Annotated in this window: 22 protein-coding genes and 4 tRNA genes; 14 read left to right on the top strand and 12 right to left on the bottom strand. The window is 65.6% G+C overall.

From position 1 onward, the window contains the following. Positions 1 to 11: 11 nt before the first annotated feature. Positions 12 to 410 carry a holo-ACP synthase gene (gene acpS, locus M3I56_RS16680; protein WP_254354973.1) on the top strand — a complete coding sequence of 133 codons (399 nt, stop codon included), beginning with the start codon at positions 12 to 14 and terminating at the stop codon, positions 408 to 410. A gap of 44 nt (positions 411 to 454) precedes the next feature. Next, the gene (nagZ, locus tag M3I56_RS16675) at positions 455 to 1,495 is read left to right on the top strand and encodes a beta-N-acetylhexosaminidase (protein ID WP_254354926.1); all 1,041 of its coding nucleotides are present in this window, start codon (positions 455 to 457) and stop codon (positions 1,493 to 1,495) included. Between the two features lie 90 nt (positions 1,496 to 1,585). Here the strand turns inward: nagZ and M3I56_RS16670 are convergent, their stop codons facing one another. From M3I56_RS16670 to earP, 4 genes are all read right to left on the bottom strand, one after another. Further along, on the bottom strand, positions 1,586 to 2,971 hold the full coding sequence (locus tag M3I56_RS16670) for a sigma-54 dependent transcriptional regulator (RefSeq protein WP_028206672.1): 1,386 nt from the start codon (positions 2,969 to 2,971) through the stop codon (positions 1,586 to 1,588). Between the two features lie 329 nt (positions 2,972 to 3,300). Beyond that, on the bottom strand, positions 3,301 to 3,510 hold the full coding sequence (locus tag M3I56_RS16665; RefSeq protein WP_028206671.1) for a CsbD family protein: 210 nt from the start codon (positions 3,508 to 3,510) through the stop codon (positions 3,301 to 3,303). A 301-nt stretch (positions 3,511 to 3,811) separates the two neighbouring features. Next, complete coding sequence (efp, locus tag M3I56_RS16660) at positions 3,812 to 4,369, bottom strand: elongation factor P (RefSeq protein ID WP_028206670.1); 558 nt, start codon at positions 4,367 to 4,369, stop codon at positions 3,812 to 3,814. A 170-nt stretch (positions 4,370 to 4,539) separates the two neighbouring features. Continuing rightward, positions 4,540 to 5,724, bottom strand: a complete 1,185-nt coding sequence (gene earP, locus M3I56_RS16655) for an elongation factor P maturation arginine rhamnosyltransferase EarP (RefSeq protein WP_254354925.1) — start codon at positions 5,722 to 5,724, stop codon at positions 4,540 to 4,542. Between the two features lie 202 nt (positions 5,725 to 5,926). Between earP and uvrC the strand changes: the two genes are divergently transcribed. From uvrC to M3I56_RS16620, 7 genes are all read left to right on the top strand, one after another. Then, positions 5,927 to 8,158 (top strand): excinuclease ABC subunit UvrC, encoded by a 2,232-nt coding sequence (uvrC, locus tag M3I56_RS16650; protein ID WP_254354924.1) that lies wholly within the window; start codon positions 5,927 to 5,929, stop codon positions 8,156 to 8,158. A 123-nt stretch (positions 8,159 to 8,281) separates the two neighbouring features. Next, a complete protein-coding gene (gene pgsA / locus M3I56_RS16645; RefSeq protein WP_254354923.1) occupies positions 8,282 to 8,872 on the top strand; it encodes a CDP-diacylglycerol--glycerol-3-phosphate 3-phosphatidyltransferase in 591 nt (196 codons plus the stop codon). 177 nt (positions 8,873 to 9,049) lie between these two features. Then, positions 9,050 to 9,125: transfer RNA gene (locus M3I56_RS16640), tRNA-Gly, on the top strand. Between the two features lie 81 nt (positions 9,126 to 9,206). Beyond that, positions 9,207 to 9,282, top strand: a tRNA-Gly gene (locus M3I56_RS16635). Between the two features lie 139 nt (positions 9,283 to 9,421). Continuing rightward, positions 9,422 to 9,495: transfer RNA gene (locus M3I56_RS16630), tRNA-Cys, on the top strand. Positions 9,496 to 9,619: 124 nt separating this feature from the next. After that, positions 9,620 to 9,892, top strand: a complete 273-nt coding sequence (locus M3I56_RS16625) for a DUF2164 domain-containing protein (RefSeq protein ID WP_028206666.1) — start codon at positions 9,620 to 9,622, stop codon at positions 9,890 to 9,892. An 85-nt stretch (positions 9,893 to 9,977) separates the two neighbouring features. Then, positions 9,978 to 10,466, top strand: a complete 489-nt coding sequence (locus M3I56_RS16620) for a GNAT family N-acetyltransferase (RefSeq protein WP_254354922.1) — start codon at positions 9,978 to 9,980, stop codon at positions 10,464 to 10,466. Between the two features lie 39 nt (positions 10,467 to 10,505). Here the strand turns inward: M3I56_RS16620 and M3I56_RS16615 are convergent, their stop codons facing one another. From M3I56_RS16615 to M3I56_RS16605, 3 genes are all read right to left on the bottom strand, one after another. Continuing rightward, positions 10,506 to 11,390 (bottom strand): cytochrome c oxidase assembly protein, encoded by an 885-nt coding sequence (locus M3I56_RS16615; protein WP_254354972.1) that lies wholly within the window; start codon positions 11,388 to 11,390, stop codon positions 10,506 to 10,508. Positions 11,391 to 11,477: 87 nt separating this feature from the next. Then, a complete protein-coding gene (locus M3I56_RS16610; RefSeq protein ID WP_254354921.1) occupies positions 11,478 to 11,945 on the bottom strand; it encodes a copper chaperone PCu(A)C in 468 nt (155 codons plus the stop codon). Positions 11,946 to 12,011: 66 nt separating this feature from the next. Then, positions 12,012 to 12,596, bottom strand: a complete 585-nt coding sequence (locus M3I56_RS16605; protein ID WP_302056875.1) for an SCO family protein — start codon at positions 12,594 to 12,596, stop codon at positions 12,012 to 12,014. A gap of 368 nt (positions 12,597 to 12,964) precedes the next feature. Between M3I56_RS16605 and otsB the strand changes: the two genes are divergently transcribed. Continuing rightward, on the top strand, positions 12,965 to 13,717 hold the full coding sequence (gene otsB / locus M3I56_RS16600; RefSeq protein WP_254354920.1) for a trehalose-phosphatase: 753 nt from the start codon (positions 12,965 to 12,967) through the stop codon (positions 13,715 to 13,717). 112 nt (positions 13,718 to 13,829) lie between these two features. After that, positions 13,830 to 15,260: an alpha,alpha-trehalose-phosphate synthase (UDP-forming) gene (gene otsA / locus M3I56_RS16595; RefSeq protein WP_254354919.1), complete on the top strand. Its 1,431-nt coding sequence runs from the start codon at positions 13,830 to 13,832 to the stop codon at positions 15,258 to 15,260. 127 nt (positions 15,261 to 15,387) lie between these two features. On the opposite strand, the gene M3I56_RS16590 is transcribed toward otsA, so the two are convergent. Then, positions 15,388 to 17,223: an ABC transporter ATP-binding protein gene (locus M3I56_RS16590; RefSeq protein ID WP_254354918.1), complete on the bottom strand. Its 1,836-nt coding sequence runs from the start codon at positions 17,221 to 17,223 to the stop codon at positions 15,388 to 15,390. Positions 17,224 to 18,003: 780 nt separating this feature from the next. Between M3I56_RS16590 and M3I56_RS16585 the strand changes: the two genes are divergently transcribed. From M3I56_RS16585 to M3I56_RS16575, 3 genes are all read left to right on the top strand, one after another. Further along, complete coding sequence (locus M3I56_RS16585; RefSeq protein WP_254354917.1) at positions 18,004 to 19,068, top strand: glycosyltransferase family 4 protein; 1,065 nt, start codon at positions 18,004 to 18,006, stop codon at positions 19,066 to 19,068. Positions 19,069 to 19,402: 334 nt separating this feature from the next. Beyond that, on the top strand, positions 19,403 to 20,374 hold the full coding sequence (locus M3I56_RS16580; RefSeq protein WP_254354916.1) for a hypothetical protein: 972 nt from the start codon (positions 19,403 to 19,405) through the stop codon (positions 20,372 to 20,374). Positions 20,375 to 20,465: 91 nt separating this feature from the next. Further along, the gene (locus tag M3I56_RS16575; RefSeq protein ID WP_254354915.1) at positions 20,466 to 20,930 is read left to right on the top strand and encodes a DUF2214 family protein; all 465 of its coding nucleotides are present in this window, start codon (positions 20,466 to 20,468) and stop codon (positions 20,928 to 20,930) included. A gap of 162 nt (positions 20,931 to 21,092) precedes the next feature. Here M3I56_RS16575 and M3I56_RS16570 read toward each other — a convergent pair. The 4 genes from M3I56_RS16570 to M3I56_RS16555 all read right to left on the bottom strand — a co-directional run bounded on the left by M3I56_RS16570 (position 21,093) and on the right by M3I56_RS16555 (position 23,361). Further along, a tRNA-Val gene (locus M3I56_RS16570) sits at positions 21,093 to 21,167 on the bottom strand. A 49-nt stretch (positions 21,168 to 21,216) separates the two neighbouring features. Further along, complete coding sequence (dnaQ, locus tag M3I56_RS16565; RefSeq protein ID WP_254354914.1) at positions 21,217 to 21,963, bottom strand: DNA polymerase III subunit epsilon; 747 nt, start codon at positions 21,961 to 21,963, stop codon at positions 21,217 to 21,219. A 58-nt stretch (positions 21,964 to 22,021) separates the two neighbouring features. Then, the gene (rnhA, locus tag M3I56_RS16560) at positions 22,022 to 22,471 is read right to left on the bottom strand and encodes a ribonuclease HI (protein ID WP_028206655.1); all 450 of its coding nucleotides are present in this window, start codon (positions 22,469 to 22,471) and stop codon (positions 22,022 to 22,024) included. Beyond that, positions 22,468 to 23,361 (bottom strand): class I SAM-dependent methyltransferase, encoded by an 894-nt coding sequence (locus M3I56_RS16555; protein WP_254354913.1) that lies wholly within the window; start codon positions 23,359 to 23,361, stop codon positions 22,468 to 22,470. The genes rnhA and M3I56_RS16555 overlap by 4 nt, the downstream gene beginning before the upstream one ends. Between the last annotated feature and the right edge of the window lie 6 nt (positions 23,362 to 23,367).

The following is a 23,367-nucleotide window of genomic DNA, read 5'->3' as shown; positions in this document are numbered from 1 at the left end:
ACGGGAGTCTCATGGCGATCTACGGGATCGGCACCGACATCATCCAGGTGAGCCGCGTGGCGGCAGTCATGGAGCGCACCAACGGGCGCTTCGCGCCGCGCGTGCTCGGCCCGGACGAACTCGCGGTCTACGAGGCGCGCAAGGCGCGCTCGGCGGCGCGGGGCCTGGCGTATCTGTGCACGCGGTTCTCCGCGAAAGAGGCGTTCTCGAAAGCGATCGGCCTCGGCATGCGCATGCCGATGACCTGGCGCGCCATGCAGACCCTCAACGAGCCGGGCGGCCGTCCGGTGATCGTCGCTTCGGGCGAACTCGCTCAGTGGCTCGACGAACGCGGTATCACGGCGCGCGTGAGCATCACCGACGAACATGACTACGCGGTGTCGTTCGTGGTTGCGGAAGTCAACGGCTGATATCTATCGCCGTGCGTTGCGCGGCATCTACGCAAAACTCATCGATGAAGAACAATCCCGGGCCAGTAATGCTCGACGTGGTCGGCACCACGCTGAACGACGACGACGTGCGCCGCCTCGCGCACCCGATGACCGGCGGCGTGATCCTGTTCGCGCGCCATTACGAGAACCGTGCGCAGCTCGTCGCGCTGACCGACGCCATTCGCTCGGTGCGCGAGGACCTGCTGATCGCCGTCGACCATGAAGGCGGCCGCGTGCAGCGCTTTCGCACCGACGGCTTCACCGTACTGCCGGCCATGGGGCGCCTCGGCGCGTTGTGGGACAAGGACGTGCTGCTCGCCACCAAGCTCGCGACGGCAGTCGGCTACATCCTCGCGAGCGAACTGCGCGCGTGCGGCATCGATCTTTCCTTCACGCCGGTCCTCGATCTCGGCTATGGCCAGTCGAAGGTGGTCGGCGATCGCGCGTTCCATCGCGATCCGCGCGTCGTCACGCTGCTCGCCAAGAGTCTCAATCACGGGCTTTCGCTTGCGGGCATGGCCAATTGCGGCAAGCATTTCCCGGGTCACGGCTTCGCTACGGCGGACTCGCACGTCGCGGTGCCTGTCGACGAGCGTCCGCTCGAAGCGATCCTCGGCGAAGACGCGCAGCCTTACGACTGGCTCGGCCTCTCTCTCACGGCGGTGATGCCGGGGCACGTGATTTATCCGAAGGTCGATTCGAAGCCCGCGGGCTTCTCGCGCATCTGGGTCGAGGAGATTCTGCGCAAGCGGCTGCGCTTCACGGGCGCGATCTTCAGCGACGACCTCTCGATGGAGGCCGCGCGCCAGGGCGGTACGCTCACCGAGGGCGCGCGCGCCGCGCTCGAAGCGGGCTGCGACATGGTGCTGATCTGCAACCAGCCGCACGAGGCCGAAAAGGTGCTCGACGCGTTGCGCACCATCGAGCCGCGCCGCGCCGCCAAGGCTTCGGGCCTGCGCATCAAGCGCATGCGCGCGCGCGGCAAGGCGCAGCGCTGGGACAGGATGGTGGCGGACCCGGGGTACGTCGAGGCGCAGGCATTGCTGCGCAGCGTGCTGCCTTGATGCCCTGATTACCGCGTCGGCGCAATGAAAAAAGGCTGTCCTTCGGAAACGAAGGGCAGCCTTTTTACAGCGTGCGGGCGTTCTGCCGATTCAGTTCAGCCGCATGCGCTGGAGCTTGTTGTAGAGCGTCTTGGGGCTGATGCCGAGCAGTGACGCGGCGCGGTGCCGCGTGCCGCCCACGGCGTCGAGCGTCGCGCGGATCAGCATTTCCTCCACGTCGGCGAGCGGCGTGCCCACGGTGACCTGCACGCGGCCGCCGTTCATCTCGCGCGGGCCCGCGCCGCTGCTTTCCTCGGCCTGCAACGTTTCCAGCACCTCGCCCGAGGCGTGCCACGCGCGCCTCACGCGTTCGTGCAGTTCGCGTACATTGCCGGGCCAGTCATACGCAAGGCACTCGCGGACGAACGAGGGCGCGACGAGCCGCGTCGCGCCGGCCAATCCGTGCGCCTGGGCTTCCTGATTGAGCTCGTCGATGCACGCGAGCGCGAGCAGGGCGGCGTCGTCGTCACGCTCTCGCAGCGGCGGCAGCGGGATCGCCGCAGCATCGAGCCGCAGCCACAGATCGTCGTGCAGCGCGCCCTGCTGGACGGCTTCGCGCGGGTTCGCACGGGTTGCCGCGATCAGGCGGAAATCGGTGCCCACCTCGCTGTTGCCGCCCACACGCATGAAAGTCTGCGAATCGAGCGCGCGCAGCAGCGTTTCCTGCTGCTCGCGCGGCAGGTCGGTCAGCTCGTCGATGAAGAGCGTGCCGCCGCTCGCCTGATCGACGAGACCCGGCTCGCGCTGCTCCGCGCCCGTGAACGCGCCGCGCTCGTGGCCGAACAGCACGCTAGCAAGCGGCCGGCCTGCGGCCGTCTCGGCTACGAGCGAGCGCGCATCACACACGATGAACGGCCCCTTGCGGCGGCGGCTCAGCTGATGCAGCGTGCGCGCGGCGACTTCCTTGCCCGTGCCGGCTTCGCCGTGCACGAGCAGCGCCGCTTCGGTGGGCGCGAGCTGTTCGAGCGTGTCGTAGACATGCTGGATCGCGCTGCTGCGCCCGAGCATCGGCCCGAAGTGGCCCATCTGGCGCAGTGTGGCGCGCAGCGCGCGGACTTCCTCGGTCAGTTCGTAGGGACGCGGAATGCGCGCGAGCAGGCTGCGCAGGCGCGGAATGTTGACGGGCTTGAGCAGATAGTCCCAGATGCCGTGGCGCAGGCCTTCGATTGCGCTTTCGACCGTGGCGTTGCCGGTCATCACGATCACGGGCAGCGCGCCGCCTGGCGGCTGCGCGGGCAAATGCGGCAGCAACTCGAGGCCGCCGCCATCGGGCAGGTTCAGATCGACGAGTACGACGTCGGGGATAAAGCGCGCAAGTGCGGCGCGCGCCTCGGCGAGGGTGGCAGCGGTGTCGACGGAGAACCCGTCGGCCGACAGGATCGCAGAGAGTCCTGACAGGCTATTGGGATCGTCTTCGACAATCAGGGCGTGTGGCATGGCGGTAGCGGCTTACGGATGAGCGCAGTCGCGCCGGCGCTGCGCGCGCGGGGACGCACACGCGCCCCACCAGGCAGCCGCGCGGCGCGCAGAAGCGCGGCACGATGCGAAAGATTTCACCGAGATCACGGAGATGTCTCGTAGCAGGGTGTTCAGTTCCGGTCCTCCCAGTTGTGCTGCGCCAGAGCGGGGGCGCGACGGCGTTGCCCGGCAGCGAGGCGGCCGGGCAGCAGTGCATGCCCGAAGCGCCAGGCGCTTTGGCATGCGTGCAACCCCCTGTTTGCCTGCAAGTGGGCGACGACCGTACCGGCCATGCCGTGGACGGTGCGTCAGTCGCGCGGGCGGTGCGCGTCGAACCAGCGGCGCACTTCCAGTTCTGCCTCGTCACGCGTCTTGCCGTAACGTTCCTGGATAAGCCCGGCGAGCCGATCCGCACGGCCTTCGGCTTTTGCGAGTTCGTCGTCCGTCAACTCGCCCCATGCCGCTTTGGCCTTGCCGATCAACTGCTTCCACTTGCCTTCGGCAATGTCGTTATTCATTGTGTTTCTCCTGATAAGGGGAAAGAGTATGGAACGCATGCCCTATCACCTCACAGCAGAAACCGTGCCGCGAGTGTCACTTTGACCGGTGCGCGCCGCGCTTGCTCGCCGCTTGCCCGCTGAAGACGGCAAGCATGCAATTCGTTGCGCATAACCGGTAAGGTTTTCCGTAGCACTCTCAAACATACACGTTCGGCAAAAAAAGAAAAAGCGCCCCGAGGGGGCGCTTTCATAGCGGTGTCCGCCTTTTGCCGCCAGAGCAGCGGGCGGACGCCGTATTGGCCTGAGGTGCCTTTAGGCTTTAGGCGCGGCTGCGGTACTCGTTCGTACGCGTGTCGATTTCGATCTTGTCGCCGATGTTGCAGAAGAGCGGCACTTGCAGCTCGAAGCCGGTGTTCAGCTTGGCGGTCTTCAGGACCTTGCCCGACGACGTGTCGCCCTTGACGGCCGGTTCCGTGTAGATGATCTCGCGCACCAGCACGGTCGGCAGTTCGACCGAGATGGCCTTCTCGTTGTAGAACACGACTTCGCAGCCCATGCCGTCTTCGAGGTAGTTCAGGGCGTCGCCCATCATCTCGCCTTCGACTTCGAACTGGTTGTAGTCGGCGTCCATGAACACGTACATCGGGTCGGCGAAGTACGAGTACGTCACTTCCTTGCGATCCAGCACGACGACGTCGAACTTGTCGTCCGCCTTGTACACGGTTTCCATGCCCGCGCCGGTCAGCAGGTTCTTGAACTTCATCTTCACGACGGCGGAGTTGCGGCCCGATTTGTTGTATTCGGCCTTCTGCACGACCATTGCGTCGTTACCGATCATCACGACGTTGCCGACGCGGAGTTCCTGTGCGGTCTTCATAGTAAAAAACTGTCCTGTCCAGATTGAGTAGCTTCGAGTGTGCTCGACGGCAAACGTCGCAAGCGGATTCGGTTGATACTGCTGGTGTAGTTGCTGCGACCCTCTTTCATGCATGCACGATGAGGGCGCGAAACTCGAAGCGCTTGAGACGGCTGCCGTCGGATAACCGGTTATTTTAACTGACTTTTTGCGAATTCGGCGAGATTTCCGGCGAGATCGCCAACCTGCCCGAGTTCGACGGCCCAGGCGTTCGCGCGCGCCGCGTAGAGGGGCAAATGCTGTGCAAAATCGGCCCAGTCCGGCGTGCCGCGGCCATTCCACGCATGCCAGAAGCGTTCGAGTGCGGCACGCGGCGCCTTCGGCAGCGTGCGGCCGTAGTGCGCGAGCGCGGCGTCGAGCTTCGGCAGATGGGCATCGTCGGCTTGCGGATAGATGTGCCACACGAACGGTCGCGCGGCCCATTGCGCGCGCACGAACGAGTCCTCGCCGCGCACGAAGTTGAGGTCGCTCGCCCAGAGCAGAGGGTCGTAACTGCGCTGCTCGGTGAAAGCCAATGCGTGCGCGCGCAGCGCGCCGCGCGTGGCCTGCGAGCCTGCGCCGAACGCCGGCTCGCCGAAAAAGCGCGCGAGCGCGCCAGAGATGCGGCCCTCCGGCACGAGCAGGACCACCGGTTTCGCGCCGTCGCGCCATTGCTCGAGCAGCGGGTCGACGGCGGGGTTCTCATAGGCGAAAAGCGAGATCACGGTCGCTTCCGGGCCGGGCGGCGGGCCGCCCGTGGCGCGCTGCCACCATGCGGCGCGCTTGTCGGGCGAGCGCTCGAAGTCCGCGCGCCCGGCATCGAGCGTGCGCTCCTTGAGTACGCCCCCCGTGCCGGGGCCGAGGCCGGGAAAGAAAAAGTGCTTGGCAAGCGCGTAGCGCGGGTGCGGCGAGGGCCGCAGATGAAAGTCGGCCACCCAGTCTTCGGCGCTCAAGTATTCGAGATTGAGCCAGACGGGCTTGCGCGCGCGCTCGGCCATCGCCGCGACGTAGACGCCCGGCAGCTCGCACGCGAACGCCTCGATCACGACATCGGCGATCTGCAGCGTGTCACCCGCGTGCTCGGGCTCGTGCCAGTGCTCGACGAGTACGCCTTCGACCGCTTGCGTGGCGCGGTCCGGGTCGAGCGCGGGGCAGAGCTTCTGGAACGCGTGCAGGTCGTCGACGAACAGGCGCACCTGCCAGCCGTGCTCGTGCGCGAGCTGGCGCGCGAGCCGCCAGCACACGCCGATGTCGCCGAAATTGTCGACGACGGCGCAAAAGAGGTCGCAGGCGATGGTGCTGGCGCTGGCGGCGGTGGGTGTGGGGGCTTCTGTCATGGGTAGCGTGCGACGCTGAGAATCAAGACCGCCATGCCGCAAGCGGGCGCAGAACGCCCGGCCGGCAAGTTCGGCGCAGGTTCCGCGCAGCATGGAATGATCTAAACTTGCGATTCTAGGACACAGCCATGAACGCGTCGCGACGGCGGCGCTGGGCCAGGTCTCACCTCTCTCTCGACGCACCGCCCGTCCCCGAAACTGGATGACCGACACCGACGTTTTCGACCCGAAAAAGGCGCTCGCGCAGTTGCCGCATCTGCCGGGCGTGTATCGCTACTACGACGCGCAAGGCGCGGTCCTCTACGTCGGCAAGGCGCGCGACCTGAAAAAGCGTGTGTCGAGCTACTTCACCAAGACGCAGCTTTCGCCGCGCATCGCGATGATGATCACGCGTATCGCGCGCATCGAAACCACGGTCACGCGTTCCGAGGCCGAGGCGCTGCTGCTCGAGAACAACCTCATCAAGGCGCTCACGCCGCGCTACAACATCCTTTTTCGCGACGACAAGTCGTATCCGTTTCTCAAGATCACCGGGCACAAGTTCCCGCGCATGGCGTACTACCGCGGCGCGGTGGATCGCAGCAACCAGTACTTCGGGCCGTTTCCGAGCGCCTCGGCGGTGCGCGAGAGCATCCAGATCCTGCAGCGCGTATTCCAGTTGCGCACCTGCGAGGACTCGGTGTTCAACAATCGCACGCGGCCTTGCCTGCTGCATCAGATCGGGCGCTGCACGGCGCCTTGCGTGGGTGCCGTCAGCGAAGAGGACTACGCGCGCGACGTGAACAACGCATCGCGCTTTTTGCTGGGCCGCCAGAACGAGGTGATGAAGGAGCTGGAGACGAAGATGCACGCGTTCGCCTCGGAGCTTAAGTTCGAGCAGGCGGCGTCCGTGCGCAACCAGATGAGTTCGCTTTCGACCGTGCTGCACCAGCAGGCCATCGAAACGGGCAGCGAGAGCGACGTCGATATTCTTGCCGTGGTGGCGCTGGGCGGCCGCGTTTGCGTGAATCTCGCGATGGTGCGCGGCGGCCGGCATCTGGGCGACAAGGCCTATTTCCCCGCGCACGTGGAGCGCGCGCTGACCGACGAGGAGGGCGGCGTCGCGGAGGAAATCGACAGCGAGACCGTGGTCGCGGCGAGCGCGCTGAAGTCGCTGCCAACGCTCGCGCGCAAGACGGTGGAGGACTACGTCGAGGAAGCACAAGCGGACGACGCACAAGACGACGCAGCGCTTGAAGCGGATCCGCTCGCCATCGCGGCCGAGCTTGCCGATGATGACGACGTGGCAAGCGATGCCGAACCTGCCACGCCCGCGCTCGAGGCGCAGGCGGATGCGCGCAGGACGCGCGAGATCGGCATCGAATCCGAAGTGCTCGACGCCTTCATCGCGCAGCATTACTTCGGCAATCGCGTGCCGCCCGTGCTGGTCGTGAGCCATCCGCCCGCGAACCGCGAACTCGTGGACGTGCTGAGCGAGCAGGCGGGGCACAAGGTCACGGTGCTGCGTCAGCCGCAAGGCCAGAAGCGTGCATGGCTTGCCATGGCCGAACAGAACGCGCGGCTCGCGCTCGCGCGACTGCTTTCCGAGCAGGGCTCGCAGCAGGCCCGCACGCGCACGCTCGCGCAACTGCTCGGGCTCGAACTGGACGATCTCGCGCATCTGCGCATCGAGTGCTTCGACATCAGTCACACGATGGGCGAGGCGACCCAGGCCTCATGCGTGGTGTATCACCACCACAAGATGCAGTCGGCCGAATACCGGCGCTACAACATCACCGGCATCACGCCCGGCGATGACTACGCCGCCATGCGCCAGGTGCTCACGCGGCGCTACGAGAAGATGGTCGCGCAAGCGGCGCGCGCCGAAGCCGACGAGGCGCCTCCACCGCCCGTGCCGGTGCCTGATCCCGCCGACCCGGATGCAGCGGCGCAAGCCGTGGAGGCCACCGAGGCCACCGAGGCAGTCGAAGCCCCGCCGCCCGGCGGCACGCTGCCCAACATCGTGCTGATTGACGGCGGCAAGGGGCAGGTCGAGATCGCGCGCCAGGTGTTCACCGAATTGGGTCTCGATCCGGCGATGCTGGTGGGCGTGGCAAAGGGCGAGGGACGCAAGGTCGGCCTCGAAACGCTCGTATTCGCCGATGGCCGCGCGCCGCTCGAACTCGGCAAGGAGAGCGCGGCGCTCATGCTCGTCGCGCAGATCCGCGACGAGGCGCACCGCTTTGCCATCACGGGCATGCGCGCGAAGCGCGGCAAAACGCGCCAGACTTCGCGTCTCGAAGAACTGGAGGGCGTGGGGGCGAAGCGTCGCCAGCGCCTGCTCGCGCGCTTTGGCGGCCTGCGCGGCGTGATGGCGGCGAGCGTGGAGGATCTGGCGAGCGTGGAGGGCATCTCGCGCTCGCTCGCCGAGCAGATCTACCAGCAGCTTCACTGATGCGGCGGCGTCGTTGGCCAGGTCCGGTTGGGCCTTTCCTTACGGTTGCTTGTGGCACGTGCGGCGACGCGGCACAATTGCATCTCCCATAATTGCATCTCCCCCGACAGATAGCGCCAGCCGATGCCGTTCAATATTCCGATTCTCCTGACCTGGCTGCGGATCCTGGCGATTCCGCTCGTGGTTGGCGTGTTTTATCTGCCGCAGACGATGCTTTCCCCGATGCAGCAGAACGTGCTGGCGATGCTGCTCTTCGTGCTGGCGGCGCTCACCGACTGGTTCGACGGTTTTCTCGCGCGCAAGTGGAATCAGACCTCCTCGTTCGGCGCCTTTCTCGACCCCGTCGCGGACAAGCTCATGGTGACCGCGGCGCTGCTCGTGCTCGTGCATCTGCAGCGGCTCGACGCCGTGATCGCGCTCGTGATCGTCGGACGCGAGATCGCCATCTCGGCGCTGCGCGAGTGGATGGCGCAGATCGGCGCGTCGAAGAGCGTGGCCGTGAATTCGCTCGGCAAGTTCAAGACCGCGTGCCAGATGGTTGCGATTCCCATGCTGCTGTTTTACGCGCCGCTCACGCTCGGCGGCCTGACGCTGTTCGACTCCCGCGTGTGGGGGGCGTGGCTCATCTACGTGGCAGCGTTCCTCACGATCTGGTCGATGCTCTACTACATGAAGCTCGCGTGGCCCCAGATCCGCGAACGGGGGAGTTTGTAACCTCTACGCTGTGAATCCCTCGTGTCTTTTTCCAAAAAGATCATGCGAAGGGGTTGACACGATTCTGCGGGTTATACATAATCTCACTTCTCCGCTGCACGACACAGTAGCAAGCAAGCAAATGCGGTGGAGATAGCCGAAGATAAGCGGTGGTTAAGCAAAGTCTGAAGCAAATATGCGGGAGTAGCTCAGTTGGTAGAGCGCAACCTTGCCAAGGTTGAGGTCGCGAGTTCGAGCCTCGTCTCCCGCTCCAGAATTTAGGGTGACGCGTTTTTTTGCGGTAGGAAAAAACGCGGCGCCGAAGCAGCAAAAGTCGCAGTAAAGCAGGACATTTGCGGGAGTAGCTCAGTTGGTAGAGCGCAACCTTGCCAAGGTTGAGGTCGCGAGTTCGAGACTCGTCTCCCGCTCCAAATGCCAAGGGGAAGCAGCGCTTCCCTTTTTGTTTGGCAGGCTTTGAGCAGCGTATCAAGCCATCAAACAAATCTGTCCGGTCGTTGTGGGCGCACGCAGTCTGCCTTCTGTTTGCCTCATCCCGGTCAGTCCGCTTCTGGCGCGATAGCAAAGCGGTTATGCAGCGGCCTGCAAAGCCGTGTAGGCCGGTTCGACTCCGGCTCGCGCCTCCAGATGCAAAACAAAAGCCACCTTCGGGTGGCTTTTGTTTTTTGCGCCCGTTTTCCTGCGCTTTTAGCGATGCGCTAACGTAGGTAGCGCAAAATAGCCGGAACCCTTCCTCTCCGGTTTCCCGTCATGTCCATCGAACTCCCCGAAGACGCGCGCACCGAAGCGATCGCCTCCATCCAGCGCTATTTCGACGCCAACATGGAAGAGCCGATCGGCAACGTCGCGGCGGGCGCGCTGCTGGGCTTCTTTCTCGAAGAGATCGCGCCGGCGGTCTACAACAAGGCCGTTGCCGACGCGCAGGAGAGCATGCAGGCGCGCATCGTCGATCTCGACATCGATCTGCACGAGGAGCCATTCCAGTACTGGCGCAAATACGAGCAACCGCGCCGGCGAAAGTGAGCGCTGCGCAGTGGCGGGTTTGTGACGCGCGCGGCGCGCGGCATAATCGTGGTCATTGACGATGCTTTGATGGAAATCACCAACCATGACCGTGCAGTCCACCGCCTTGCCGCTGCCCCAATTCGACTGGCAGTGGAAAGCCTTTGATGCGCTCGACGCGCGCGAAGTCTACGCCATGCTCAAGCTGCGCTCCGACGCGTTCGTCGTCGAGCAGAACTGCGTGTATGGCGATATCGACGGTCTCGACTTCGGCGCGTGGCATCTGTTCGCATGGAGCGAGCAGGGCGGCGTGCGCGAGCTTGCGGGCTATCTGCGCGTGCTGCTGCCTGACGCGCAGGACGCCGACGTGCGCATCGGCCGCGTGGTGACGTCGCAAAACCACCGCGGCATCAAGCTCGGCAACGCGCTGCTCGAACGCGCCATCGCGCAGATCGAGCGTCAATGGCCGGACGTCGCGATGCGTCTGCATGCCCAGGCGCACCTGCAGAAGTTCTACGGTGCGTTCGGCTTCTCACCCGTTGGCGAGATTCACGACGAGGACGGCATTGCGCACGTGTGGATGCGCTCGGCCTGATTCGACGTCGATCGCACCTTACGTCGGCACTCAAGTGCTTTACGTGCGTAGGGTGCGCCCTTCCTCCTGACGCTCGCCGTCCGCCGGACGCATGCCGGGCCGCCGGTCCCGCTGCAAGCGTCCACGCGCGGATAGCCGCATCCAGTGGCGCAGCGCGACCAGCGCGCCGACCACGCTCATCATCGACCCCGGAATCCACAGCAGCAGCCCGCCGATCTGCTGGTCGCGCGTGGGCGACAGCCAGGTGAACGCGCGGCCGCAGATCGAGTAGACCTGGTAAAGCTCATGCGGCGTGAAGAAGATGAACGCGCCGAGCACGATCTGCGGCGGAATCGCCGCGATCACGACGAGCACACGCTTGCCCGGCGAGAGGCGCGCGGGCGGCGCGGGGCGCGAATCGAGCACGAGCCACCAGAACAACAGCCCGTCGATCACCATGCTCCAGTTCATGACGCGGTAGAGACGCCAGTCGAGCATCGCGATGAAATGAATCGGCGAAAAGAGCCAGAAGTAGATGAGCCCGACGAAGAGCCCGACCGCGACGACGGGATGCATGACGATGTCGAGCGCCACGCGCACGGGCTGTGCGGCGAGCGCGGGGCGCACGAAGCGCTGCCGCCATCTGAACGGAATGCCCGCGCGCAGCGCCGCGCCCGGGTAGGCGAGCGCGATGAAGAACGGCCCCAGATGGTGCAGCACCAGGTGCTGCGCGCGATGCATGAAGAACTCGTGCTCGAAGTAGTAGTCGAGCCGCGTATGCAGCACGACGTAGAGCGCGCCAAGCCCGAGCCAGAACGAGATCTGGCGTGCGAGCGAGACCCGCGCGTGCCGCTTGCCGCGCACGAACAGCACCGCCGCGAGCAGCGTGCTGATCATCACGGTCGGCGAGGGCTCCCAGGGCTGGAGCCAGTAGAGCAGGGTCATCGCGAGCATGGCGTCGGCTTCATCGCGGATTCAACATGCTTGCGCGCGCAACCAATCTTGGGTGCGCGCGGTGGTATTGCTGCGGCCTTACTGTCCCGAGGGCGGCTTGACTGCGAACGGCGTGTCGAGCGTTTCGCCGTCCGAGAACTGCAGCTTCACGTTCACCGTGTCGCCCGGCGCGACCTTGTGCTTCGCCTTCTCCAGCATCAGGTGGTAGCCGCCCGGCGCGATCGCGAGCGTGCCGTGTGCGGGCACCGTCGCCTTATGCACCATGACCATCTTCTGCGTCGAGCCATTCGAGACCGTCTGATGCAGCATGACCATGCCGTAAGCGTCGCTCGATACACCCACGAGGTCGACCGGCTGGTCGCCATCGTTCTTTAGCGTCACGTAGCCCGCGGCCGGGAGGTCGTTGGGCAGCCAGCGCACCCATGCGTCCTGCGCGCTCAGCGTGCCGGCGGCGGCGTGTGCGGCGGGCGCGAAGGCGGCGAGCGCACCGAAGGTGCTCAGCGCGCAGCCGAGCGAGACGGTGAGTGACTTGAGATTCTTCGTCATAACGTTTCCTGTTGCGATTGCTGTTGCGTCAAAACCCGATGATTGGACCGGCGAGGCGGCATGCGTTCACGCCGTGTCGTTTATGACGCGGCGCAGGTCATGCGCGATCGCGTCCGGAGAGTCGTGGTCGGTGGCGAGCAGGCGCGCATGACCTTGCGCGTCGAACACATAGACGGCCGAACTGTGCGTGACTTCGTAGCTGCCGTCGGGGTCGCGCTTTTCCATCTGGTAGGCCACGCGGTAGCGCCGCGCGAGCGACTCGATCTGGGCGTCGGTGCCGGTCAGGCCGCGCGCATGCTGGGCGTCGAACGCGCCGACATAGGTGTGCAGTGCCTGCGGGGTGTCGCGCGCCGGATCGACGCTGATGAAGAGTATCCGCACTTTGCCGGCATCGGGGCCGAGCTTTGCTATGACCTGCATCAGGCGCGCCATGGTTTCCGGACAGACGTCCGGGCAATGCGTGTAGCCGAAGTAGACGAGCGTCGTGTCGCCGCGAAAACTGGCGCCCGTCACGCGCTGGCCGTTGTCGGCCGTGAGCGCGAAGTCGAGGTCGGGCAGATGGCCGCTCACGTTCGTGAGCTGCCACGGTTCGCCCGGGTGCGAGCACGCCACGAGCAGCACTGCGCCAGCCGCCACCGCCGAGTGCCGCAGGTTGCGCGTGCTGCCGTGGAGGCCGCCGCACAGGAGGGCGCGGAACGTGCGCAGCGTGGACTCGAAGGTGGGGAACAAAGGCAATCTCGTCGACTCGATTGGATTACGTTGGCCGCGCTTGCTCAGACGACCGGGCTCGGCTTGTCGCTGCGACTGTAGCAAAATTGGTTCCGCGCGGTCGCGAGCGCCCCGGTTCTGCGGATCGCTCGCGTCGATATGCCGCATCTTCGAGTCCGGGATGCCTGCACAGGCGGTCAGCCCCTTACTTTCTCGATAATCGATCCAAGGCGCGGTAAGATTCGCACACTTTCCCTGGGCGCAGCCCGGGGCCATACCCGGCCAGCAGGCCGATGGGTGAAAAGAACGCAATGCAAGCACTTCCGGCAGTCCTGCCGCCTGAACAGACGGCATTTTTCTTCGATTTCGACGGCACCCTCGTCGATCTCGCGCCCACGCCCGATGGCGTGCTCGTCCGTCCGGACATGCTCGGGCTGCTGCGCGAGTTGCGCCGCGCGACGCACGGCGCGGTGGCGATCGTCTCCGGGCGCGGCATCGAGAGCATCGACGGTTTTCTCGGCATGCCCGATCTGCCCGTGGCGGGCCTGCACGGCGCCGAGCGGCGCGACGCCAACGGCGACACGCAGCGTGTCGGCTTCAACGATGAGCGCTTGCTGCACATGGAGCAGGTGCTCGCGGAGGTGGTGCGCACGCATGCGGGCATGCTGCTCGAGATCAAGGGCGCGTCGCTCGCGCTGCACTACCGCAACGCCCCGGAGCACGAGGGCACCGCGCGCGCCTCGACCGAGCGCCTCGCCGCCGATTACGCCGACGCCTACGTGCTGCAGCCCGGCAAGATGGTCTACGAAATCAAGCCGAAGGACGTCGACAAGGGCCGTGCGCTGCGCGCGTTCCTCGACGAGCCGCCGTTCGCGGGGCGCCGCCCGGTATTCGCCGGTGACGACCTGACCGACGAGAAGGGCTTCACCGTCGTCAACGCGCTGGGCGGGCTGTCGATCAAGGTCGGCGGCGGCGACTCCATCGCGCAGACGCGCGTCGACTCGGTCGACGCGCTGATCGGCTGGCTCGCATCGCTCGTTGCGGCCATGCCGGGCGCCCGGTGACCGCGCGCATGCCTCGCTTCATTGCCCACGTAGATCGCCTGACTTGCCCGAGCCGAGGCCTCGCCTCGCAAGCGCCACGCCTTCCTGATTTCCTGCATGGACCCCGCCCCTCATGAGCCGATTGATCATCGTGTCGAACCGCGTCGCGCCGATTTCCGAAGGCGGTCCGGCCGCGGGCGGCCTCGCGGTGGGCGTGTACGACGCGCTCAAGGAAACCGGTGGCATGTGGTTCGGCTGGAGCGGGGACGTGCTCACCTCCGGCCAGCCGCAGATCGCGCTCGAAGAGCGCGGGCCCGTGACCTTCGCCACCATTGGCCTGTTGCGGCGCGACTATGACCAGTACTACCGCGGTTTCTCGAACGCGACGCTCTGGCCCGCGTTCCACTACCGCGCCGATCTCGTCCAGTACGACCGCCACGAGTACGAGGGCTATAGTCGCGTGAACGCGTGGCTCGCGCAGCAGCTCGTGCCGCTGCTGCGCGAAGACGACGTGATCTGGGTCCACGACTATCACCTCATTCCGTTCGCCCAGGCGCTGCGCGCGGGCGGCGTGAAGAACCGGATCGGCTTCTTCCTGCACATTCCGTTTCCGGCCTCGCAGGTGCTGCTGGCGGTGCCGCCGCATCGCGAGCTGGTTCAGGCGCTGTGTGCGTTCGACCTGCTCGGCTTCCAGACCAAGCCCGATCTGCGCGCCTTCTGCGACTACATCGTGAACGAGGCGGGAGGCACGACGGCGATGCAGCCGGACGGCCTCACGCGCATCGAAGCGTTCGGGCAGACGCTCTGCGCGGGCGATTACCCGATCGGCGTCTATCCCGATGAGATCGCGGAACTCGCCAAGGCCGGCGAGCGCGGCAAGCCGGTGCGCACGCTCAAGTCCACGCTGCATGGGCGCAAGGTCATCATGAGCGTGGACCGGCTCGACTACTCGAAGGGGCTAGTAGAGCGCTTTCGCGCCTTCGAACGCCTGCTCGACCACGTGCCCGCACAGCGCAACAAGGTCTCGTTCGTGCAGATCGCGCCGCCCACGCGCGCCGACCTGCACGCGTATCAGGACATCCGGCTGCGCCTCGAGGCGGAGTCGGGGCGCATCAACGGCCGTTACGCGGAACTCGACTGGACGCCGATCTGGTACATCCACCGCCAATACGAACGGGCGGTGCTGGCCGCGCTGTTCCGGGCGTCGAACGTCGGCTACGTCACGCCGCTGCGCGACGGCATGAACCTCGTCGCCAAGGAATACGTGTCGGCGCAGGATCCCGAGGATCCGGGCGTGCTCGTGCTCTCGCGTTTCGCCGGCGCGGCGCAGGAGCTGTCGGGCGCGCTGATCGTCAATCCGCTCGATATCGACGGCATGGCCGATGCGCTGGGTACCGCGCTTGCCATGCCGCTTGCCGAGCGCCTCGCGCGCTATCAGGACATGATGGCCCAGTTGCGCGAGAACAATGTCTCGGTCTGGCGCGACCGCTTCATGCGCGATCTCGGCCGGGTCAGCGTGCGGCAAGGGGTGAGCGTTCCGCCGCTCGAGCGGGCGCAGGGCTGAGCACCCGCGCCTCGCGCACCCACGCGAGAGCAAATAAAAAACCGCTTCAGTCAATGCACTGAAGCGGTTTTTTTGCGCCTGGGCGCTGGGGCAAGGCCCAGCGGGCGAGACGCCCGCCTGCCCGATGTCAGGCCACGTGCTTTTCGTCTGCCTTCTTGCTGCCCAGATGCAGCGTGGACTGCTTGCCGTACTGCTTGGCGAGGAGATCGCGGTAGAGGCCCGGACGGTTGCGCAGTTCTTCCGGACTGCCGTCGTCGATCACCTTGCCTGCGCTCATCACGATGATGCGGTCGAAGTTGTTGAGCGTGGAGAGGCGGTGCGCGATCGCGATCACCGTGCGGCCCACCATCAGCCGGTCGAGCGCCTGCTGGATGGCCTCTTCGGACGCGCTGTCGAGCGCCGAGGTGGCTTCGTCGAGCAGCAGGATCGGCGAATTCTTGAGAATGGCGCGCGCGATCGCGATACGCTGGCGCTGGCCGCCCGACAGCTTCACGCCGCGGTCGCCCACGATCGTGTCGTAGCCCTCGGGCATCGCCTCGATGAATTCGGCGCAGCGCGCTTCGCGGGCCGCGGCGAGCACTTCCTCGCGGCTCGCCTCGGGGCGCCCATAGGCGATGTTTTCGTAGATCGAGCGGTGCAGCAGCGAGATGTCCTGCGGCACGAGCGCGATGGCGTGGCGCAGGCTGTCCTGGGTGACCTGCGCGATGTTCTGGCCGTCGATCTTGATGGCGCCGCCCTGGGCGTCGTAGAAGTGCTGCAGCAGTGCGAGCACCGTGGTCTTGCCCGCGCCCGATTTGCCGATCAGGCCCACGCGCTGGCCGGCCTCGATGCGCAGGTCGAAATGGTCGAGGATCGCCTTGCGGTGCGGATACGCGAAGGTCACGCCCTCGAAATCGACGCGGCCGCCCTGGGCCACGAGCTCCTTGGCGTCGTCGCGGTCGGGCATGCCGTGCGGCTCCAGCAGCGTCTGCACGGCCTCGGCGAGGCGTGCCACGTGCTGGGTCACGTCCACGAGCGCCACGGCCAGGTCGCGCGTGCCGTGCAGGATCGTGAAGCCGAGCGAGCTGACCAGCACGATGTCGCCCGACGTCGCCTTGCCCTGATCCCAGAGCCACAGCGCCCAGCCGAGCAGGCCGGCGGACAGCATGGCCGTGATCACGGCGTGCAGCAGACGCAGCTTTTCGAGGTAGAGCAGGCTCGAGCGGCGCGCGTCGAGTTCGGCCTTGACTGTCGAGCCGAAGCGCTTTTGCTCGCGGAACGTCATGCCGAAGGCGCGCACGAGCGCCATGTTGCCGATCACGTCGACGAGCTCGCCATCCACCGCGGCCGCTTTCGAGGCGAAGGTGTGGTGGCGCGACGAGCCGCGCCCGGCCAGCTTGAAGAGGATCACCGAAAGGATCGCCGAGCAGAGCAACAGGCCGGCCGCCATCAGCGGATTCACGACAATGATCATGACGATCGCGCCGGCCACGGCGATACAGGGCGGCAGCACGTTCCAGGCAGTGGTGTTCTCGGCCGTGTAGACGGCGTTCGACGTCGCGGTGATGCGGCTGGCGAGCGTGCCGGGCTGCTTTTCGGCGTAGTAAGTGGGCGAGTGTCCGCTCAGGTACTGGAAGAGGTCGCGCCGCAGGTCGCCCGTCACGGTGACGAAGGTGTGCGCCGCGAACCAGCCGCCGACCCGCCAGAGCAGGTTGTCGGCGGCGATCAGGCCGACGAGGATGGCGAACGCGGTCCACAGCGGGCCCGGATGATGCCGTCCCGTTCCGAGCACGTCGATCAGATGCTTGATGGCGTACTGCGAGGCAAGCGCGCAGCCGACGGCCGCGAACACGCTGGCGAGCACGACGGTGTGGGCGAACGGATGGCGCTTGATGTAGCGGAAAAGGAACGCGAGCGGGCGCCGCGCATAGCTCGCGAGCTTTGCGTTGTGGGCGTTACGCTGTGCGATGGTCAGATGTTCCAATTGATCGGGTGGTCGGTCTGACGGAATTTCGTCCGTGCAAGTTCAAAGGAAGGTAGCTGGCGCTGAGGCGACGAAGGGCTTCGGGCGCGCGGCAACGAAGGCGGACTTACCGCATTGTAAACACCCCATGCGCCTGGCGCACCGCCTGTGCCCGGCGGACGCGCATCATATCGCGACACGATAGCGCGGGATACAGATTGGGGACACGTTGTTGCAGCGGAGGTTCAACAGGAATCCCGGACCGTTTTAGAGATAAGGGTTTTAGAGATAGAATTACCGATTGCATCCGGAAAAGCGCTGTGCTTGCCCGCAACGCGCTGCGTGCCGCTTGCGAACCAGGAAACGAGCGGGATTGATTGATGCGCACCGTTGCCGCGACAATCACGCGCAGTTGTTTCCCGCAGCGCAACACCCAATCTAGAACTCTCTTGGAAAACAATGGGTTGCGGAGTGTTTCCGGTTTGTAACAACGTAAAGACTTTGAAATGATCTAGCCGGTATTTACCCTGGACCGGGATAATGCCGACTCGGACGGCGTAGGGAATTTGACAGCTTCTGTGTCAACGGCCGCGAACCCTGCGCGTTTACCGCCTGAACCGCCGCGTGTGCGCTCTCTTGCCGCTTCACAACTGCGTCGGGTCTGTGTCCGGATTTCCGGCGCGGTTAGCGGTACGGAACGCCTGTAAGGCACGTGGCGACAAGGATGCCGCAGCCTGCATAGGTCGATTGTCAAATTTGCAGTCTATTGCCCGATTTATTACGAGGAAGGAGTTCACCACTATGCGAATCGCTCAAATCGCTCCGTTGCACGAGGCGGTTCCTCCCAAGCTGTACGGCGGCACGGAACGGGTGGTCTCCTACCTGACCGAAGCACTGGTCGAGCAGGGCCACGATGTCACGCTGTTCGCCAGCGGCGATTCGATCACCTCGGCAAAGCTCGAAGCGTTCTGGCCGCAGGCACTGCGCCTCGACCCCACGATTCGCGACGTGATGGCTCCACACATGCTGCTGCTCGAAGAAGTTCGCCGCCGCGCGGACGAGTTCGACGTGCTGCACTTCCACATCGACTACTACCCGTTCTCGCTGTTCCAGCGCCAGCCGGTGCCGTTCGTCACGACCATGCACGGCCGTCTGGACCTGCCGGAACTGCAGCCGGTGTTCAGCGCGTTCAACGACGTGCCGGTAGTTTCGATCTCGGACAACCAGCGCATTCCGCTGCAGCAAGCCAACTGGCAGCAGACCGTGTACCACGGCCTGCCGGAAGACGTGCTCACGCCGATTCCGAACGTCGAGCCCGGCTACCTCGCATTCCTCGGCCGCGTCTCGCCGGAGAAGGGCCTTGACCGCGCGATTCGCATCGCCGGCCAGGCGGGCATGAAGCTCAAGGTCGCCGCCAAGATCGACAAGGCCGACCGCGCCTATTACGAAGAAGTCATCAAGCCGCTGATGGCGTTGCCGCATGTCGAGTACATCGGCGAAATCGGCGAGCACGAAAAGCGCGAGTTCCTCGGCAATGCGCGTGCCCTGGTGTTCCCGATCGACTGGCCGGAGCCCTTCGGCCTCGTCATGATCGAAGCCATGGCCTGCGGTACGCCGGTCATCGCGTTCAAGCGCGGTTCGGTGCCGGAAGTCATCGAGAACAGCGTGTCGGGCTTCGTCGTGGAAGACGAAATCAGCGCAGTCGCGGCGGTCAAGCGTCTGTCGACGCTGCCGCGCGAGAAAGTGCGCGCCGCGTTCGAGGCACGCTTCTCGTCGAAGGTAATGGCACGCAACTACGTGGCCGTGTACGAAGAACTGCTGCGCCAGAAGCAACGCACCGTGCTGCGCGAAGTCAACGCCGGCTAAGGTATGTACTGAAAACGGACGCGCTGCGGCGCGCCGGTTTTCCCGCTGTTCCCCAACGCCCCGGTGCAATGCACCGGGGCGTTGTCACATTTGCGGCGGCGGTGGGTGAGGCGCACGCTCAATGTCCCTATAATGGCCGTGCCGTAAAATCCGCGGCGCCCACGAAAGCGTGCTTTGCATGGGACCAGAGTAACGTGCCAAAGCGCGAACTCTGGTCGACAGCTTTGCATGGGACCGGAGTAAGACGCTGAAGCGTCAACTCTGGTCGACAGCTATGCATGGGACCAGAGTAAGACGCTGAAGCGTCAACTCTGGTCGACAGAGGAGAATACCCTTGGCCAGAACCCGACCGACGCCCACGGCCACCGTACCCGGTGCCGGGACGCTTTTCGCGCTGCGCGCGATCGGGCTCGTGATCCTCGCGCGCTGGCTGCACTCCATGGCGCAAATGAACTTCGTCGCCGCGCTGGAAGGCATGGCGTCGTCGCCGGCGGCGAGCCTGAATCTCATCTTCCTGTTTCTGCTGATCGTGCTGCCGGGCGCCAGGGCGCGCGTCGAGCGGCCGTTTCACCCGCTGCCGCAGTGGCTGCGCCAGGCGCTGCGCTTTTTCGGCGTGCTCGGCTTTTTGTTCGCGATCGGCTCGATCGGCGTGTTCGTGTGGACCGCCGGCTGGCGGCGCACCTTCCACGCCGTGGCCGACACCAACGGCTGGCTCGTTGCCGCGCCCGCGCTCTATGCCGCCGTGGCCTGGATCTGCCGCCCGCGCGCGCTCTGGCGCAGCAACTTCGCGGCGCGGCGCTTCGCGATCGGCCGCTTCGCCGTTTCGATCGATGCTGCGACGCGCACGACGGTCGTCTGGCAGGAGAGCCGCAAGGTCGGTCAGTACGATGCCCGCGAGCTGTCGGTGCGCTGGCTCTCCGGTGCGCCGCAGGGCGAGGCGGTTGCGTCCGCACCCGCGCGCTTGCCCGCGCCGGTGCAGACCGACGATCCCGCGCCCGCGGCTGGCGTTGCCGAACTGGTTGCCGCTGCGGATTCCGCGGATTCCGGGGATTCCATTGCAGCGCTGGGGGCCGGCCAGTCTGCGGCCACGCCCGAGCCGGGCGCCCCCGCTGCGCAGCGGGCGGCATCGGCCCCCTCTGCTGCGGCGCCTGCGGGTAAGCCCGCGCGCCGCGCAAAGATCGAATTGCTCTGGGATTCGCCCGCTGCGGCGGGCCACAACCGTCAGACTGTGTTTCGCGTAGGGCTCGCCTCCGAAGGCGACCGCACGGCTGCACGCGCCCTCGACGCCGCGCTCAAGCAGGTCTGACGACCGGCAGCCCGGACGCATTGCGCGACGTCTGCGCTCGAGCCGCTTTACCATTGCTTGCCGTTCCTGTCGTCCACCGGAAGGAGTTGCAATGCTGATACGCTGGTTGCTCGCCGCCGTTCATCTGCTCGCCTTCGGCTTCGCGCTCGCTTCGATCCTGCGGCGCACGCGCGGCCTGCGCCGCTGTACATCCACCGAAGACCTGCCGATGATCTTCAGCGCCGACAACGGCTGGGGCGGCTCCGCGGTCGTCCTGATCGTGACTGGCGCCATGCGTGCATTCGGCGGTTTCGAGAAGGGCGCTGAGTACTACATCCATGAACCGCTCTTTCTCGTGAAGATGGCTGCGCTCGTGCTGATCCTTCTGCTCGAAATCGCACCCATGATGGCGCTGCTGCGCTGGCGCCTCGCGGCGCGGCGCGGCGACGTGCCGGATCTCACCGGCGCGCCGAAATACGCACGCATCGGCAGATGGCAGACGCTTTTGCTCGTCGTGATGGTGTTCGCGGCCACGGGCATGGCGCGCGGCATCGGTCTCGATACCGGCGGCGAGTAGGGCGCGCGCGATCGCCTTCGATTGTTTGATTCGGATTGCTTACAGTGGAACGCGCCGACCGGACATTTCGCGCAAAGTCGAATCCCAAAGCAAAAGGCCTCGTTGCTTTCGCAACGAGGCCTTTTATTCTTCGGTGTTTGTCGTTACCAACACCAGGAATTCTGGTGGGTAGTACTGGGATCGAACCAGTGACCCCTGCCGTGTGAAGGCAGTGCTCTACCGCTGAGCTAACCACCCGAAGAGATTGAGATTATGCAGGGTGTTTTCGATCTTGTAAAGCCCTTTTTTAAGCATTTTGCGCATCGGCCGCATTGGCTTCGGTGGGAGCCGGCTCGGTGCGCCACACTGACGTCCCTTTGATCGCCTTGTCGAGACCATCGAGCACGGCGTTGTGTTCGGCGATTTCTTCGTCGCTCGCCATGATCACCGGCAGATCGATCGACTCGAGCTGGATGCGCGGCGCGGCGGCCGCACCGGGCGCGGCGTGCTCGCCCAGCATGTCGATGACGAGGCTTTCCTGGCCGCGCGTCATCGCGAGGTACACCTCGGCGAGCAGTTCCGAGTCGAGCAGCGCGCCGTGCAGGGTGCGGTGCGCGTTGCTGATGCCGAAACGATCGCACAGAGCGTCGAGCGAGTTGCGCTTGCCGGGGAAGATCTGCTTGGCCTGCACGAGCGTGTCGATCACTTCGCCGCAGTGCTCCTTGAACCCCGGCTTGCCGAGCAGCGCGAGTTCGGCGTCGAGAAAGCCGATGTCGAACGGCGCGTTGTGGATGATGATGTCCGCTTCGCGAATGAAGTCGAGGATCTCGTCCGCGACTTCGGCGAACTTCGGCTTGTCGGAGAGAAACTCGGTCGTGAGGCCGTGCACGGCGAGTGCGCCCGGGTCGCTGTCGCGCTCCGGGTTCACGTAGAAGTGCAGGTTGTTGCCCGTAAGCCGGCGGTTCACCAGCTCGACGCAGCCGATTTCGATGATGCGATCGCCCGTGCGGGCGTTCAGGCCGGTGGTTTCAGTATCGAGAATGATCTGGCGCATGTCTTGTAAAGCGTGAAAGCGTGGGGCAGCCGCGAAGCGGTCCTGCAAAGCAGCGGTCTCAGAGTTCGGCGAGCGTGGCGACGCCGCGGTTCGCGAGCGCGTCGGCGCGCTCGTTCTCCGGGTGGCCGGAGTGGCCCTTCACCCAGCGCCACTCGATCTCGTGCTGGCCGACGAGCGAGTCCAGACGCTTCCAGAGGTCGTCGTTCTTGACCGGCGTTTTGGCGGCCGTCATCCAGTTCTTCTTCTTCCAGCCGTGAATCCACTCGCTGATGCCTTTTTGCACGTACTGCGAGTCGGTGTGCACGATCACCTTGCACGGGCGCTTGAGCGCGTCGAGTGCGGCGATCACCGCCATCAGCTCCATGCGGTTGTTGGTCGTGCCGGCCTCGCCGCCGAACAGTTCCTTTTCCTGCGCGCCGAAGCGCAGCAGCGCGCCCCAGCCGCCGGGGCCGGGGTTGCCCTTGCAGGCGCCGTCCGTGAAGATTTCGACGAAGTCGGGTGTGCTCATGAGTCCTTGTTGCGTGTTGGGGAAGGGGTAGTCGCCGCGGGCTTCAGGCTCGCGGCCAGCACCGGCTTCTTGACCTTCAGTGGGCCGACGAGGCGCATGCCGCGCACGCGCTTGATCGCCGTCACCACATAGATGGCGCCGAAAATCGGCCACCAGCGGTCGCCGGCGGCTTCCATGAAGCCGTAGCGGCCGAGCCACTGGTCGGTCGCGAGCGGCGGACGATAGCAGCCGAAGCGCCCGCGTTCAAGCTCGAAGCCAAGCAGCTTGATCCAGTCTTTCAGGCGCGTGAAGGCGATCAGGTCCTGCCGCGCGGGCAGGAACGGATGGCCGGTCAGCTTGCCGGCCGACTGGCGCGCGCCCCACAGCGAAAGCGAGTTGAACCCGACGATCAGCAGTTGCCCCTCGGGCATCAGCACACGTTCGGCTTCGCGCAGCAGACGATGCGGGTCGCTCGTGAATTCGAGCGTGTGCGGCATCACGATGAGGTCGACGCTCTGCGCCTCGAACGGCAGATCGAGATAGTCGCACCAGACAGTGCTGCGGCCCGCGGGCGCGTGAAGCAACGCGCCGCCGCCCGGAGTCGGGGTGCGGTCTGGTGTTGCGCCGCCCGCGTCGGGCGACGTTTGCCCGCCGTTCGGGTGCGCATGGGCCGACACGCCGGGTACGGAGTAGGGGGCGCTTGCAGCACTGGCGGCGTCGAGCACGAGGCCGCGGCACGACATGCGGTTCTCGCGCAGGGCGTCGAGCTGCGGCAGGCCGAGCTGCAGCGCATGGTAGCCGAACACGTTCGATACCACGCGGTCGAGCTGCTCCTGCTCCCAGCCGAGCACATACCTGCCAGCGGGCGAGGCGGTCCAGGCAGGCCAGTCTATAATCAATCGGTCAGACATGTCGAA

Origin of the sequence: Paraburkholderia sp. CNPSo 3281 (assembly GCF_024206515.1) — a bacterium.
Taxonomy (GTDB): domain Bacteria; phylum Pseudomonadota; class Gammaproteobacteria; order Burkholderiales; family Burkholderiaceae; genus Paraburkholderia; species Paraburkholderia nodosa.
Note: the sequence above shows the minus strand (reverse complement) of the source record. Positions and strands in the feature narration are given on the sequence as shown.